This window comes from Halomonas aquatica, assembly GCF_040196335.1.
Taxonomy (GTDB): Bacteria; Pseudomonadota; Gammaproteobacteria; order Pseudomonadales; family Halomonadaceae; genus Halomonas; species Halomonas aquatica.
Genome location: NZ_JBEGCJ010000002.1, coordinates 588,111 through 602,645, shown reverse-complemented (window position 1 = coordinate 602,645; position 14,535 = coordinate 588,111). Strand labels below are relative to the sequence as shown.

Annotated in this window: 11 protein-coding genes; 5 read left to right on the top strand and 6 right to left on the bottom strand. The window is 67.2% G+C overall.

What is annotated here, in order from left to right; all coding sequences use genetic code 11:
* The first annotated feature begins 60 nt into the window (after positions 1–60).
* The 4 genes from ABE960_RS05965 to ABE960_RS05950 all read left to right on the top strand — a co-directional run bounded on the left by ABE960_RS05965 (position 61) and on the right by ABE960_RS05950 (position 4,441).
* Positions 61–1,068, top strand: coding sequence for a zinc-dependent alcohol dehydrogenase family protein (locus ABE960_RS05965; RefSeq protein ID WP_349761308.1), 1,008 nt, complete (start codon positions 61–63; stop codon positions 1,066–1,068).
* Positions 1,069–1,440: 372 nt separating this feature from the next.
* A complete protein-coding gene (locus tag ABE960_RS05960) occupies positions 1,441–1,890 on the top strand; it encodes a nuclear transport factor 2 family protein (RefSeq protein WP_432765343.1) in 450 nt (149 codons plus the stop codon).
* Between the two features lie 43 nt (positions 1,891–1,933).
* On the top strand, positions 1,934–2,329 hold the full coding sequence (locus ABE960_RS05955) for a hypothetical protein (RefSeq protein WP_349761306.1): 396 nt from the start codon (positions 1,934–1,936) through the stop codon (positions 2,327–2,329).
* Positions 2,330–2,539: 210 nt separating this feature from the next.
* Entirely contained in the window at positions 2,540–4,441 is a 1,902-nt protein-coding gene (locus ABE960_RS05950) for an ABC transporter ATP-binding protein (RefSeq protein WP_349761305.1), read from the top strand.
* Here ABE960_RS05950 and ABE960_RS05945 read toward each other — a convergent pair.
* From ABE960_RS05945 to ABE960_RS05920, 6 genes are all read right to left on the bottom strand, one after another.
* Positions 4,414–4,683 (bottom strand): acyl carrier protein, encoded by a 270-nt coding sequence (locus ABE960_RS05945; protein ID WP_349761304.1) that lies wholly within the window; start codon positions 4,681–4,683, stop codon positions 4,414–4,416. The genes ABE960_RS05950 and ABE960_RS05945 overlap by 28 nt on opposite strands.
* Entirely contained in the window at positions 4,671–5,849 is a 1,179-nt protein-coding gene (locus tag ABE960_RS05940; protein WP_349761303.1) for a dihydrolipoamide acetyltransferase family protein, read from the bottom strand. The genes ABE960_RS05945 and ABE960_RS05940 overlap by 13 nt, the downstream gene beginning before the upstream one ends.
* 44 nt (positions 5,850–5,893) lie before the next feature.
* Positions 5,894–6,874: an alpha-ketoacid dehydrogenase subunit beta gene (locus ABE960_RS05935; protein WP_349761302.1), complete on the bottom strand. Its 981-nt coding sequence runs from the start codon at positions 6,872–6,874 to the stop codon at positions 5,894–5,896.
* The gene (gene pdhA, locus ABE960_RS05930; RefSeq protein WP_349761301.1) at positions 6,871–7,920 is read right to left on the bottom strand and encodes a pyruvate dehydrogenase (acetyl-transferring) E1 component subunit alpha; all 1,050 of its coding nucleotides are present in this window, start codon (positions 7,918–7,920) and stop codon (positions 6,871–6,873) included. The genes ABE960_RS05935 and pdhA overlap by 4 nt, the downstream gene beginning before the upstream one ends.
* Positions 7,917–9,674 (bottom strand): acetate--CoA ligase, encoded by a 1,758-nt coding sequence (acsA, locus tag ABE960_RS05925; RefSeq protein WP_349761300.1) that lies wholly within the window; start codon positions 9,672–9,674, stop codon positions 7,917–7,919. Before acsA ends, pdhA begins: the two co-directional genes overlap by 4 nt.
* Positions 9,675–9,927: 253 nt before the next feature.
* Entirely contained in the window at positions 9,928–11,208 is a 1,281-nt protein-coding gene (locus ABE960_RS05920; protein ID WP_349761299.1) for an MgtC/SapB family protein, read from the bottom strand.
* Positions 11,209–11,414: 206 nt separating this feature from the next.
* Here ABE960_RS05920 and ABE960_RS05915 point away from each other — a divergent pair, with 206 nt between their 5' ends.
* The gene (locus ABE960_RS05915; protein WP_349761298.1) at positions 11,415–14,513 is read left to right on the top strand and encodes a bifunctional diguanylate cyclase/phosphodiesterase; all 3,099 of its coding nucleotides are present in this window, start codon (positions 11,415–11,417) and stop codon (positions 14,511–14,513) included.
* The last annotated feature ends 22 nt before the right edge of the window (positions 14,514–14,535 follow it).

The following is a 14,535-nucleotide window of genomic DNA, read 5'->3' as shown; positions in this document are numbered from 1 at the left end:
GAGTGCCCTCACTGTCGAGTACGTTAGCAAGCTATTAATTGAGCTGAATCAGGAGGCAGCATGCAGGTCGTCACTCTCAAGGCCCCGGGCGGGCTCGACAAGCTCGAACTCGGCGAGCAGGCGGCACCCGGCGAACCCGGCCCCGGCGAGATCCGCGTGAGGCTGCACGCCAGCTCGCTCAACTTCCATGACTACGGTGTGGTCGCCGGCGTGATGCCCACCGAAGACGGCCGCATTCCGATGTCGGATGGTGCCGGAGTGGTCGAGGCGGTCGGCGAGGGCGTGAGCGAGTTTGCCGTCGGCGATGCGGTGGTCTCCACCTTCTTCCCGGAGTGGCTGGATGGCCCGGCGCGCCACGGCGACTTTACCACCGTGCCGGGCGACGGCATCGACGGCTATGCCCGCGAGGCGGTGGTGCGCCCGGCGACCAGTTTCACCCGTCAGCCGGAAGGCTGGTCCCACGCTCAGTCGGCAACCCTGACCACCGCCGGGCTGACCGCCTGGCGGGCGCTGGTGGGTGACGGTGGCCTCAAGGCCGGTGATACCGTGCTGGTGCTGGGCACCGGCGGCGTGTCGATCTTCGCCCTGCAGTTCGCCCGCATGATGGGCGCGCGAGTGATCGCCACCTCGTCGTCCGACGCCAAGCTCGAGAAACTGCGCGAGATGGGCGCCGAGCATGTCATCAACTACCGCGACGAGCCCGAGTGGGGCCGCAAGGTGAAGGAGCTTACCGACGGCCGGGGCGTCGACCACGTGGTCGAGGTGGGTGGCCCGGGCACCCTGTCCCAGTCCATCGAGGCGGTGCGCATCGGCGGCCATATCTCGCTGATCGGTGTGCTGACCGGTCGCGGTGGCGAGGTGCCCACGGCCAAGCTGATGGCCAAGCAGGCGCGCCTGCAGGGGCTGATCGTCGGCAGCCGCAGCCAGCAGCAGGAGATGATCCGCGCCGTCGAGGCCAACGGCATGGTGCCGGTGATCGACCGCGAGTTCCCGCTGGCCGAGATCGCCGACGCCTTCCGCCACCAGGAAGCCGGCCGCCACTTCGGCAAGATCTGCCTGACCTGGTAACCCATACTAGTACATCGCTCGGGGCGGATTCGTCGAAAGCTCCGCGAGGGGCGCTGTGAACCCTTCCATGGGCGCTACCGATGCCATCCATGGCATAGGACCCCCTCTACGACCTGTCCCCGACGCCCCTCCAGTATCAAGCTCCGCCCCCTGGCAACAGGGGGCGGCCACTTCGCGTTTCCGATGGGGCCAACGCCTCACGGGTATTATCATCATCGAGGTGGGGTTGCTGTCATGATGTGGTCTCATCCCCGGCACCAAGGAGGCGACACGACGCTACTCCGCACGTGCAACGCCGATACACTCACGCTGGACCTTTAGGGAAGCCCATTCATGGCCTGTGCTGATACATCATCCGAGATACGGCCACCCTTGCCGCCGTTCACCCGCGAGACCGCCGAGCAGAAGGTACGCCTGGCCGAGAATGCCTGGAACGGTCGCGACCCGGAAAAGGTGTCCCTTGCCTATACCCCGGACAGCCGCTGGCGCAATCGTGCCGAGTTTCCCCACGGGCGGGCACAGATCGTCGAGTTCCTGATCCGCAAGTGGGAACGCGAGCATGAATATCGCCTGATCAAGGAGCTATGGGGGTTCACCGGCCATCGAATCGCCGTGAGATTCGCCTACGAGTGGTGCGATGACGCGGGGAGCTGGTATCGCGACTACGGGAACGAGAACTGGGAGTTCAACGAGCAGGGGCTGATGAAAACACGCTACGCGAGCATCAATGACCTGCCGATCACTGAATCCGAGCGTCTGTTTCACTGGCCTCAGGGTCCTCGCCCCCTTGATCACCCCGGACTCAGCGAGCTGGGGTTGTAGCTGCCTCATGACACTCCCCTTTCCTGATATGCCGGAGGACATGATGCGAACCTTCAAGGTCCCGCTGGCCGCACTGGCCCTGCTGCTGACGGGCAGCGTCATGGCCGGTGACATCCAGCGCTTTCCCGATGTCATCGGCGTCGAGGTGGATCGTGCGGGCGAGAACCGCTTCCACTTCGACGCGACCCTCTCCTCACCCTACGACTCGCCGTCGCGCTATGCGGATGCCTTCCGGGTGCAGGGACCGGACGGCGAGGTACTTGGCGTGCGCGAGCTGCTGCATGACCATGCCAACGAGCAGCCCTTCACGCGCCGGCTTTCCGGCGTGCAGATTCCCGCCGATATCGAGCGGGTGACCGTCCAGGGGCGTGACCAGGAACACGGCTACGGCGGTCAGACCCAGACGGTCGTGCTGCCCGGGCGACAGGGCAGCCAGTAATGAGGGGGCCTGGGTCATTGGTCATCCGATGGGCACTGCCCCTCACTTGAACGGACGCTGTCGTCGGCTGTTCGAGTCCGCCTGCCTCCCGGCCGAGGGCCGGGAGGGTGGCGACGCGCAGGTTGAGGGGCCATCCTGAGAGAATTCCGCGGCCTTCGGGCCCCGGTGGCATTCCGCCCGCCGGGCCCCGGCGGCGCATCAGAGGCCTGCATGTTCCGCTTCTTCGAGTCCCTCGTGAATCCCTACCCGGAAGGCGAGCCGGAGGTTCCGCCTCGGGGCCTGCTGCCGTTCATCCTGCACTTCTCGCGGCCGGTTCTGCCGCTGCTGATCGCCATGTCGCTGGTCACCGCCCTGATCTCGGCGGCCGAGGTTCTGTTCTTCCACTACATGGGTGAGCTGGTGGACTGGCTCGCCGGGGCCGAGCGCGAGGGCTTCTTCGCCGACTACGGCTGGCGCCTGGCGGGCATGGCGGCGCTGGTGGTGGTCGGCCTTCCGTTGCTGACCCTGCTGCAGTCGCTGCTGACCCACCAGAGCATCTTCGGCAACTACCCGATGCTGGGCCGCTGGCTGGCGCATCGGCACATGCTGCGCCAGAGCCTGGCCTTCTATCAGGACGAGTTCGCCGGGCGCGTCTCCCAGAAGGTCATGCAGACGGCCCTGGCGATCCGCGAGACGGTGATGAAGCTGATGGACCTGATGGTCTACGTCCTCGTCTACTTCGCCGGCGCCATGCTGCTGATGGGCCAGGCAGAGCCCTGGCTGATGGCGCCGCTCGGCGCCTGGCTGGCCGGCTATGTGGCGATCATGTGGGTGTTCGTGCCGCGGCTCAGGCGGGTCTCCATGGACCAGGCCGATGCCCGGGCACGCATGACCGGACGGATCGTCGACAGCTACAGCAACATCCAGACCATCAAGCTGTTTGCCGACACCCGACTTGAGCAGGACTATGCCCGCGATGCCATGGAGCGCTTCCTGGTCACGGTGCATCGCCAGATGCGCCTCGCCACCCAGCTGACGCTCTCCCTGACGATGCTCAACTCCCTGCTGCTGGCCGGCGTCGCCGCCACGGCCATCGGGGCCTGGTCCCTGGAGGCGGTGTCCCTGGGCGCGATCGCGGTGGCCATCGCCCTGGTGATGCGCATCCGCTTCATGTCCAACTGGATCCTCTGGGAGGTGGCCGGTCTCTTCGAGAACATCGGCACCGTGCAGGACGGCATCAACACCATCGCCCGTACCCCGGCGGTGCTGGATGCCCCGGATGCCCGGGCGCTGTCGGTGTCGCGGGGCGAGATCCGTCTCGAGGGGCTGCGCTTCGGCTATGGGCAGGCGGCGGGGCAAACGACAGGGGAGACCCGGCGCGTCTTCGACGGCCTCGACCTGACCATCGCCCCGGGGGAGCGGGTCGGCCTGATCGGTCGCTCGGGGGCCGGCAAGTCGACCCTGGCCAACCTGCTGCTGCGCTTCTACGACCTGCAGGGCGGACGGATCCTGACCGACGGCCAGGACATCGCCGAGGTGACCCAGGAGTCGCTCAGGCGCCACATCGGCATGGTCACCCAGGACACCTCGCTGCTGCATCGCTCGGTGCGCGACAACATCCGCTACGGCAGCCCCGAGGCCAGCGAGGCGGACATCCGCCGGGCGGTGCACCGTGCCCACGCCGACGCCTTCATCGAGGAACTGGTCGACCTCGAGGGGCGGCGCGGCCTGGATGCCCATGTCGGCGAGCGCGGCGTGAAGCTATCGGGGGGCCAGCGCCAGCGCATCGCCATCGCCCGGGTGCTGCTCAAGAACGCGCCGATCCTGGTGCTCGACGAGGCGACATCGGCGCTGGACTCGGAGGTGGAGGCGGCCATCCAGGAACAGCTCTACGCCCTGATGGCGGGCAAGACGGTGATCGCCATCGCCCACCGGTTGTCGACCATCGCCATGCTCGACCGGCTGGTGGTGATCGACGATGGCCGCATCGTCGAGACCGGCCGGCATGACGAGCTGCTGGCCCGGGATGGGCTCTATGCGGCCCTGTGGCGTCGCCAGTCCGGCGGCTTCCTGGGCCTCGATACCCGCGGTGGGGTGGGGGATCCTCAGCCGGCCAGCCGGCTCTCCAGGTAGTCGAGCAGGCCCTGAAGGGTCTCGAGCTCGTGGTAGTCGCTCTCCGGCACGCTGACGCCGAGGCGCTTCTCGAGGTCGACCAGGATGTTGAGGAAGTCGAAGGAGTCGATCTCGATCTGCTCTCGCCACGGTCGGCCGGGGGGCAAGGCGTCGAGGTCGGCCTCGGGGGCCACCGCCAGGATGGCGTCGGTGACGGTGTCGCGCAGGGTGTCGCGCAGGGTGTCGCGGCTCAGGGGGGCCATAGGCGGTCGGGCTCCGTCAGCAGGTCGGTGAGTCGGGCCAGGAAGCGGGCGCCGATGGCGCCATCGGTGACCCGATGGTCGGCGGCGAGCGACACCTGCAGGCAGGGGGCGGCCACGACCTGACCATCGCGCACCCAGGGCCGTTCGGCGGTGCGCCCGAAGCCGACCAGTGCCACCTGGGGTGGGTAGATCACGCCTTGGACACTGTCCACGCCGAGGTCACCGAGGTTGGTCACCGTCAGGCCGGCATCGGTGAGTTCCGAGCTTCTCAGGCGGTCCTGGCGGGCGCGCGTCAGCAGGTCGCGAAGGGCGGCCATCATGGCGTCCGGGGCCAGCCGGTCGGCATCATGCAGCGCCGGGGCCACCAGGCCTCCGCCGCGCAGGGCGATGGCAACGCCGAGATGCACCCCCTCGGCGGCGCGCAAGGTGCCGTCGATGAACCAGCCGTTGAGTGCCGGCACCTCCTGAAGCGCCATCGCCACGGCGCGCAGCTGCAGCACTGGAAAGATCAGCCGTTCGGCCACCGAGCGTTCTCCATTGTAGGCCGCAAGCCAGGAGAGGGCCGGCTCCACGCAGAGGGTGTTGCCCAGGTAGTAGTGGGGAATCTCGCGCTTGGAGCGCGTCATGGCGGCGGCAATGGCCTGGCGCATGGCAGCGTGGGCCTCATGACCGGCTGTGGGGCGCCCTGCTGGCGTCTGGGGGGCCGGTGCCTCTGGCTCGGGCTCAGGCGTCGCGGCGGCCTGTTCGACATCGGCCAGGGTGATGCTTCCGTCGGATCCGCTGCCGGTCAGGTTCGCCGGGTCGAGCCCCAGCTCGTCGGCCCGCTTGCGCGCGGCGGGAGAGATGCGCAACCTTTGGCCGGGTCCTGAGGCGTCAGGGACGGGTGCTGGCGTCGGCTGTCCAGCCGGTGTCTCCTTTCCGGCTTCCTCGCCCGCGCCTCGGATCACCGCCAGCACCTCGCCCACGGGGACCTTCTGGCCTTCTTCCACTGCCAGCCGCTCCACGATCCCGCTCTCCCAGATCTCCACGTCGATGGCCCCCTTCTGGGTCTCCACCACACAGACTATCTGCCCGCGCTCGACCCGGTCACCCGGCTGAACGTTCCACTCGACCAGGGTGCCGCTCTCCATGTCGGCCCCCAGCGAGGGCATGTGGAACTCGCTCATGCGTGCATCCCTCTCTATCTGCCTATCTTTGCCTCGCCCAGCCTTCAGCCGAGCAACCCGTGAACGGCGACGACGATATCCTCGACCTGGGGGATCGCCGCATCCTCGAGGTGCTTGGCGTAGGGCACGGGTACCTCCTGGCTGCAGACCCGCACCGGCGGGCCATCCAGCTCAAAGAAGGCCTGCTCGTTGATGCGGGCGATGATCTCGGCCGACAGGCTGCCGCTGCGCCATCCCTCGTCGATCACTACCACCCGGTGGGTCTTCGCCACGCTGGCCATGATCGCCGCGTCGTCCAGTGGGCGCAGGGTGCGCAGGTCGAGCACCTCGGCGTCGATGCCCTCAGCGGCCAGCTGCTCGGCGGCCGCGAGGGTCTTGTGCAGCATGCCGCCGTAGGTGATCAGGCTGACCTGACTGCCCTCGCGGCGGATGGCGGCATGGTCGAGCTCCATGGGGTGCGGTTCGCCCTCGACCGTTCCCTCGGCATTCAGCAGCAGGGCATGCTCGAAGATCAGTACCGGGTCGGGGTCTTCCAGGGCAGCCAGCAGCATCCCGCGGGCATCCTCGTGGGTCGCGGGGGCGACGATGCGCAGCCCGGGGATATGGGCATACCAGCCCTCCAGGCTGTGTGAGTGTTGGGCGGCGAGCTGGCGGCCACCGCCGGTGGTCATGCGGATCACCACGGGGACGTTGTACTGTCCGCCGGACATGTGTCGCAGGGTCGCGGCATTGTTCATGATCTGGTCGAGGGCCAGCAGGCTGAAGTTCACCGTCATGATCTCGACGATGGGGCGCATGCCGTTGAGGGCCGCGCCGATGCCGGCTCCGGTGAAGGTGGACTCCGAGAGCGGGGTGTCGCGGATGCGCGCCTCTCCGAACTCTTCCAGCAGGCCGTGGCTGACCGCGTAGGTGCCACCGTAGCGACCCACGTCCTCGCCCATCAGGAAGACCCGCTCATCGCGGATCAGGGCCTCGCGCAGCCCCTGACGCAAGGCCTCGCGGTAGGCGATCGTCTGGGTGGTCATGGGCGCACCTCCCGGGCATAGACGTCGTGGCAGAGGTTCTCCACCGGCTCCCAGGTGCCCTCCTCCGCGAAGGCCACGGCGGCGTCGATCTCCTCGGCCACCTCGCGCTCGATCTCGTCGCGCACCGATGCTCCGAGCAGCCCGCATGCCACCGCGTCCCGGGCGAAGGTCTCGACGGGACAGCGCTGCTTCCACTGCGCCACCTCCTCCTTGTCGCGGTAGCGCTCCGGGTCGAACATCGAGTGGGCGCGGAATCGGTAGGTACGATACTCCAGGAACATCGGCCCCTGGCCGCCGCGCACATACTCCAGCGCGGCCTCGGTGGCCCGGGCCACCGCCACCACGTCCATGCCGTCCACCGCCTCGCTCCGCAGTTGGTAGGCGGCGGCCTTGGCGGCCAGATCGGACTGAGACTGGTGTCGCTCCAGGGCGGTGCCCATGGCGTAGAGGTTGTTCTCGCACAGGAAGAGCACCGGCAACTGCCAGAGGGTGGCCAGGTTGAGCGATTCATGAAACTCCCCCTCGGCCACGGCGCCGTCGCCGAAGAAGCAGGCGGTGACGCTGTCGCGGCCGGCCAGCTTGTCGGCCAGGGCGAAGCCCACCGCCAGCGGCAGGGAGCCGCCCACGATGGCGCTGCCGCCGACGAAGCGTCGGCCGGCGTCGAACAGGTGCATGGAGCCACCGTGGCCTCGGCTGCAGCCCTCCTGCTTGCCGTACATCTCGGCCATGATCTCGCCGGGCGGTAACCCCCGGGCCAGTGCATGGCCGTGCTCGCGGTAGGTGGCCAGTACGTTGTCGATGTCGCGCAGGGCGGGAATGGCGCCGGCAGCGATCGCCTCCTCACCGATATAGAGGTGCAGGAAACCGCGAATCTTGCCGGCGCTGTAGAGCTCGGCGCACTTCTCCTCGAAGCGGCGGATGCGCACCATCTGCCACAGCAGCGCCCGGGCGCGGTCGGGGTCATCCAGGCCGGCGGCGCCGATGGCGGGACGGATGTCGGGGCCTTGTTTGGTGTTTGGGCTTTCTCGAGTGTCCGGGGCGGTCATCGGATGGTCTCCAGGGTCGAGGTGTCACCCTCGGGCAGGCCCAGTTCCCTGGCCTTGAGCAGGCGACGCATGATCTTGCCGCTGCGGGTCCTGGGCAGCGAGGGCTGGATGTCGATCTCCTTGGGTGCCACCGCGGGGCCGAGACGCTGGCGGGCGAAACCGAGCAGCTCGCGGCGCAGTGACTCGCTGGGCTCATGGCCGGGTTTCAGGGACACGAAGGCCTTGACGATCTCGCCTATCATCGGGTCTGGCTTGCCGATCACACCGACTTCGGCCACTGCCGGATGCTCCATGAGCGCCGATTCCACCTCGAAGGGACCGATCAGGTGGCCGGCAGACTTGATCATGTCGTCGGCGCGACCCACGAACCAGAAGTAGCCATCGAGGTCGCGGCGGGCCAGGTCGCCGGTCAGGTACCAGTCGTCGACGAAGCAGCGACGGTAACGCGCTTCCTCGTGCAGGTAGCCACGGAACATCGAGGGCCAGCCGACGCGCAGCGCGAGCTCGCCCTCATCGTCGTGATGGTCAACCGGCTCGACGCTGCCATCAGGCAGGCGGCGCAGCACGGCGGCCTCGATGCCGGGCAGCGGCTTGCCCATGGCGCCGGGTCGGATGGCCATGCTGGCGAAGTTGGCGATCATGATCCCGCCCGTCTCGGTCTGCCACCAGTTGTCATGGATCGGCAGCCCGAAGGCCTCCACGCCCCAGTGCACGGCCTGGGGGTTGAGCGGCTCGCCGACGCTGGCGATGAAGCGCAGCGATGGATAGGTCCGGGAGCGGGCATTTTCCGAGCCACCCTTCATCATCATCCTCACGGCGGTGGGCGCGGTATACCAGACACTGACGGCCTCGCTCTCCAGTATCTGGTACCAGCGCTCGGCATCGAACTCCGCCTCGTCGATCACCAGGGTAGCACCCAGGGAGAGGGGGGCGATGATGCCGTAGGAGGTGCCGGTGACCCAGCCGGGATCGGCCGTGCACCAGAAGACGTCACCCGCGCGCAGGTCGAGGGCGAAGCGGGCAGTGGCGTGATGAGCGACCACGGCCTGGTGGACGTGAACTGCCCCCTTGGGCTTGCCGGTGGTGCCGCTGGTGAAGTGGAGCAGGGCCGGCTGTTCGGGGTCGGTAGCCGGGATCACATAGTCGGGGGAGGCCGAGTCGAGCAGCGGGCCGAGCTCCTGGGTGCCCTCTGGCAGCGCCTCGAGGTCGTCGTCGCGGACCACCAGCACGTGCTCGAGGCATGGAAGCTGGTCACGGATCGCGGCCACCTTGCGACGGTAGAGGCTGGTGGTGGTCACCAGCACCCGGGCCTCGCCCAGGGTCATCCTGGTCGCGATGGGCTCGGGGCCGAAGGCGGAGAACAGTGGAGTGACCACGGCACCATGTTTCAGCGCTCCCAGCGCTGCGAGGTACAACTCGGGAATCCGCCCGGCCAGCAGGAAGACGCCGGCACCGTGGGTCACCCCCAGGTCGTCGAGCACATTGGCGAAGCGGCTGCTGAGGGCGGCCAGCTCGCGGTAGCTGATCTCGCGTCGCGCCCCTGCCTTGCCGAGCCAGTGGATCGCGGTGCGTTCGCCTGTCTCGCCGAAGGCATGGCGGTCCACAGCCTCGTGGGCGATATTCAACCCGCCTCCGTCGGGCAGGCCGTCGAGCCACTCCCGGGCCTCGTCCCAGGAGAAGCTCGCGCAGGTCTTCGGGTAATCGTCCAGTACCGCTGTCTGGGCCTCGCGGCGACTCTTGCGGAGAATCTCCATGAGTGGCGACCTCGTGAATTCTTGTCTTCTTCCAGCGTAGTCCGCGGGTCTGTTCCCGCCCGCCCGCCATGGTGCCGGCTTGACCTGAGACAAGTCGTGCCGGGAGCTATCTCGACACGACACGACACGACACGACACGACACGACACGACACGACACGACACGACACGACACGACACGACAGTCAGTCAGTAAGTAAGGAGAGGTCTCCCTTGCCCGCGTTCAAGCAGACCCACGGGGGGAGCGGCCCTGCCTCACCCCAGCCAGGCCAGCGCCAGCCCCGCCACCATCGAGGCGACCATCGGCAGGGCGACCCGCTTGCCGAGCGGCCTGGTGCCGAGGACCGTGGCCAGTCCCGACTTCATGAGGTTGTTGGCCGTGGCGGCGATGACGATTCCCAGCACCGCGGTGGAGGGGGTGATGCGCTCCAGCGACATGCGAGTCAACGACAGGGTGATGGCGTCCACGTCGGCCATTCCCGAGGAGGCCGCCAGTAGGTAGATGCCGGCCTCGCCCAGCCAGTCGCGCAGCCACTCGCCAAGCATCATGATCAGCGCCAGCAGCCCCCCGAACAGCAGTGCGGTACGCAGTTCCAGGGGGTTCTGGATCGGTGTCGGAATGTCGACCTTGAGGGCCTGTCGATGGCGGCGCCAGAGATGGATCGCTGGCAGGTAGAGCATCAGTCCCATCACCGTGATCGGCAGCAGTAACCGGGGCAGCAATCCCGGGCTGATCACTGCGGCATAGATCAGGATCCGCGGGAACATGGTGCCGCAGGCCAGCAGGATGCCGGCGGCCAGCATCGCCTCGATCTCGCGGTTCTGGCGGGACATCCGGGCGAAGTTCAGGGTCAGTGCCGTGGAGGAGGAGAGGCCGGCGAAGAGCCCGGTGAACAAGATGCCCTTCTCGGCGCCGCCCACACGCATGGCGAAATAGCCGACGAAGGAGATCGAGGCGATCAGCACCACCATCCACCAGATCTCGTACGGGTTTAGTACCTGCGAGGGCCCGACGCCACGATCGGGAAGCAGGGGGAGCATCACCACGCTGATCAGCAGCAGCTTGAGGCCGGCGTCGAGTTCGTGGGCCTGCAGCTTGTTCAGCAGGCCATGTATCTCGTGCTTGTTGTCGAGGATCACGGCGGTGATCACCGCGCCGGCGGTGGCGAGTGCCAGGTCGATACCTACCGCCACCGCTCCGAAGCAGAAGGTCAGCAGCAGGCCCACCAGGCCGGTGATGCTGTAGTCATGGTGCTGGGTCAGTCTCGCACGCCAGGCGACCAGGCTGATGGCGGCCAGTGCCACGAAGATGAGCGGGAAGGCCCAGTCGGTGAGGGTCTGCGAGAGCATGGCGGCGATGCCGCCGAGCAGGCCGACGAGCGAGTGGGTGCGGATCCCCGCAATGCGCTCGCCGGACTTCTGCTCCCGGGCGACCCAGCCGCGCTCGATGCCGATCAGCGCGCCCAGCAGCAGCGCCACGCCCAAGCGGATGGCGGGTTCATTGGCGGTGAGGAAATCGCTGGCGACATCATCCATGGCAAGGGCTTTCCGGTGTCGTCCGGTGATCGGCGAGTGTCTTCAGGGTGGCCGCTGCGGGCCGCCGCTTCAATGCCTTCCTTCGGGAGTGGCATACCGGTGTGAACGGGCGAAGGCGCTAGCAGGACCGGCGACCTTATGGTAAGAACAATGAAAAACAATTCGGCACAACGGTGTGCCCGCTCGACACAAGGAACATCGTTGGCATGACAGGCTCCCCAGGCGTGGCCGGCGAACGGCAATTTCGGGCCCGGCGACAAGCCATCGGTATCTACCTGTTGGCGATGCTGGCGCTGGCCGCTTTCCTTGTCTGGGTGCTCATCGACCACCGTCAGCGTGCGCTCGATGGCGCCCGGGCCCGCACCGGCGCGAGGGCCGACCTGGTGGCCGAATGGGTGTCCAGTACTTTCCATGCCAGCGAACATTCGCTCTCGAGCCTGGTGCAGTTGCTCGAGACCCCTTTCAGCAATGCGCTGTTGGCACGCCAGGACAATGACTCGGCCATCCAGGCGCTGCTTCGCCAGGACAGTAACCAATATCCCTTGATCGAGCGTATCGGTATCGTCGATTTGGGAGGGAGGCTGCTGGCCTCTTCCAGCTCTCTATCCCCCCCCGGATTTGATGTCACCGGTTCGCCCTATTTTCAGGCCTTCGAGCAGGATGACGACCTGCATGAATGGGTGTCCCCGCTCTACCGGCCGGCCGTGAACCAGGGCTTCCTGATGGCGCATGCCCGTCGCCTGGAATGGTTTGGCGGCAGCCCCCGTGGCCTGGTCGTGATGTGGCTGAACCCGGCGATCTTCGGGGAGTCGCTGGCGCGGCTGGGCATGACCCGAGGGGAGAGCATCGCCATCCTCGACACCGACATGCAGCTGATCACCCGACGGCCTGCCTTCGATGATCGTGGCCCCATGGGAGTGCTCGGCGTGCCGGTTCGGGAGCCGCAGACCCGGGCCTTCCTTGATAGCGGCGAGGCATCGACGACCCTGCGTGCCGTCTCGCCGCTGGATGGCGGCGAGCGGCTCTATGCCATGCAGCGTGTGGCCGATCTGCCCCTGCTGGTGGTGGTCGGCGAGGAGCTAGAGGTGCTGCTGGTCGGCTGGTGGCAGCGGATCTGGCTGTTGGGCGGCGTCTTCCTGGGGACGGCAGCGCTAGGCGGGTGGCTACTGCAGCACTATCTCGGTCTGCGGCGCCTGGGAGCCGAGCTTCGCTGTCGCCTGGTGGAGCGTGAAGAGGCCCGGCGGTCGTTGCAGGAGCGCGAGGCGCGGTTGAAGGCCCTGGTCGGCTCGATCCAGGACATGATCTTCGTCTTCGACGCCGAGGGGCGCTTCGTCTATGTCCATTCCGTGGAGCGGGATCAACTGATCGCAGACGTCGACGATATGTTGCAGCGCCACTACCGCGACGTCCTGTCGCCGGACGTGGCACGACAGTTAGACCAGGCCCTGGACGAGTTGCGGGCCAGCGGCGAACCCGTGGAGCTCGAATATCGCGTCTCCCTGGGCGGCGTGCCTCGTGATTTCCATGCGGTCATCAGCCCGCTGGCCGAGGAGGGTGGGGCCTTCAGCGGCGTGCTGGCCGTGGTGCGCGAGGTGACCGGCGCCCGGGCGGCCGAGGCCCAGTTGCGCATCTCCGCCATGGCCTTCGAGACCCACATGGGGATGATGATCACCGATCATCAGGGCGCGATCATCAGGGTCAACGAGACCTTTACCCGCATCACCGGCTACCAGGAGTCTGAGGTGCTGGGGCACAATCCCAGCCTGCTAAGCTCCGGACGTCATGACGATGCCTTCTACCAGGAGCTCTGGAAGAGCGTGCAGCAGAGCGGCAGCTGGCAGGGCGAGATATGGAACCGGCGCAAGAGCGGAGAGGTCTTCCCCGAGTGGCTCACCATCAGCGCGGTGCGCAACGAGGCCGGCGAGCTGACCCACTATGTGGCGACCTTCAGCGACATCACCCGGCGCAAGGCGGCCGAGAAGGAGATCCACCAGCTCGCCTTCTACGATCCCCTGACCGGGCTGCCCAACCGCCGCTTGATACTGGATCGCCTGGAGGGCGAGCTGAATGACAGCGACCGCACCGGCCAGTTCGGTGCGCTGCTCTTCTTCGACCTGGACAACTTCAAGCAGGTCAACGATATCCATGGCCACCTGGCCGGCGACCACCTGCTTCAGCAGGTCGCCTGGCGGCTGGGGAAGTTGCTGCGCAAGACCGATACCCTGGCGCGGTTGGCTGGCGACGAGTTTGCCATATTGTTGCACGACATCGGCCGCAACCAGACTCAGGTGGCGGTGGTGGTGGAGCGGATCGCGCACAAGCTGCTTGGCGTGCTCCAGGAACCGGTTCGCCTGAATGAAGACGAGGTGGAGGTGGAGGTGGAGGTGACCGCCAGCCTGGGGATTACCCTCTATCTTGATCACGAGACGACCCTGGAGCAGATTCTCCAGAAGGCCGACATAGCGCTGTTCAATGCCAAGCAGGCGGGGGGCGACACCCTGCGCTTCTTCGACCCCGCCACGCAGGAACAGCTGCAGCGGCGTGCCCGGCTCGAGGCGGACCTGCGCCAGGCACTGCCTCGGGGCGAGTTGCTGCTTCACTATCAGCCCCAGGTGAGAGACGACGGCAAGTTGGTCGGGGCCGAGGCGCTGGTGCGCTGGGAGCATCCGACGCGCGGCATGATATCGCCTGGCGACTTCATCCCCCTGGCCGAGGAGAATCGGTTGATCCTGCCCATCGGCGCCTGGGTGCTGGAGGCCGCCTGTCGACAGCTGGCGGCCTGGGCCGCCGACCCCGTCATGGCCGACCTGACGCTCTCGGTCAACGTTAGCTCCCAACAGTTTCGCGAGGGCGGTCTTGCCGAGAAGGTGCTGGCCATCCTGACGCGAACGGGAGCCCGGCCTGAGCGACTCAAGCTCGAGGTGACCGAGAGCCTGTTCGTCCGCGACCGCGACGACGCCCGCGAGACCATGCTGTCACTCAAGGAGCACGGCGTGACCTTCGCCCTCGACGACTTCGGTACTGGCTACTCTTCGCTTTCCTACCTCAAGCGCCTGCCGCTGGATCAGCTCAAGATCGACCAGTCCTTCGTGTTTGACCTGCTGGAGGACGAGGCCAGTGCGGCCATCGTCGCCAGCACCATCGCGCTTTCCGAGAGCCTGCAACTGCAGGTGATCGCCGAGGGGGTCGAGACCGAGGCCCAGCGGGCCTGGCTGATGGCACACGGCTGCCGGTTCTTCCAGGGCTACCTCTTCAGCCGACCGGTGCCGGTCGAAGACCTGGAGGCGGCGATACATGCGACATGATCCATGCCGCCTCGTCGATTGA

Excerpts from the sequence above, each read along its gene's own strand:
- ABE960_RS05965 (WP_349761308.1), top strand. The coding sequence starts at position 61 with ATGCAGGTCGTCACTCTCAAGGCCCCGGGCGGGCTCGACAAGCTCGAA.
- ABE960_RS05955 (WP_349761306.1), top strand. The coding sequence starts at position 1,934 with ATGCGAACCTTCAAGGTCCCGCTGGCCGCACTGGCCCTGCTGCTGACG.
- ABE960_RS05950 (WP_349761305.1), top strand. The coding sequence starts at position 2,540 with ATGTTCCGCTTCTTCGAGTCCCTCGTGAATCCCTACCCGGAAGGCGAG.
- ABE960_RS05945 (WP_349761304.1), bottom strand. The coding sequence starts at position 4,683 with ATGGCCCCCCTGAGCCGCGACACCCTGCGCGACACCCTGCGCGACACC.
- ABE960_RS05940 (WP_349761303.1), bottom strand. The coding sequence starts at position 5,849 with ATGAGCGAGTTCCACATGCCCTCGCTGGGGGCCGACATGGAGAGCGGC.
- ABE960_RS05935 (WP_349761302.1), bottom strand. The coding sequence starts at position 6,874 with ATGACCACCCAGACGATCGCCTACCGCGAGGCCTTGCGTCAGGGGCTG.
- pdhA (WP_349761301.1), bottom strand. The coding sequence starts at position 7,920 with ATGACCGCCCCGGACACTCGAGAAAGCCCAAACACCAAACAAGGCCCC.
- acsA (WP_349761300.1), bottom strand. The coding sequence starts at position 9,674 with ATGGAGATTCTCCGCAAGAGTCGCCGCGAGGCCCAGACAGCGGTACTG.
- ABE960_RS05920 (WP_349761299.1), bottom strand. The coding sequence starts at position 11,208 with ATGGATGATGTCGCCAGCGATTTCCTCACCGCCAATGAACCCGCCATC.
- ABE960_RS05915 (WP_349761298.1), top strand. The coding sequence starts at position 11,415 with ATGACAGGCTCCCCAGGCGTGGCCGGCGAACGGCAATTTCGGGCCCGG.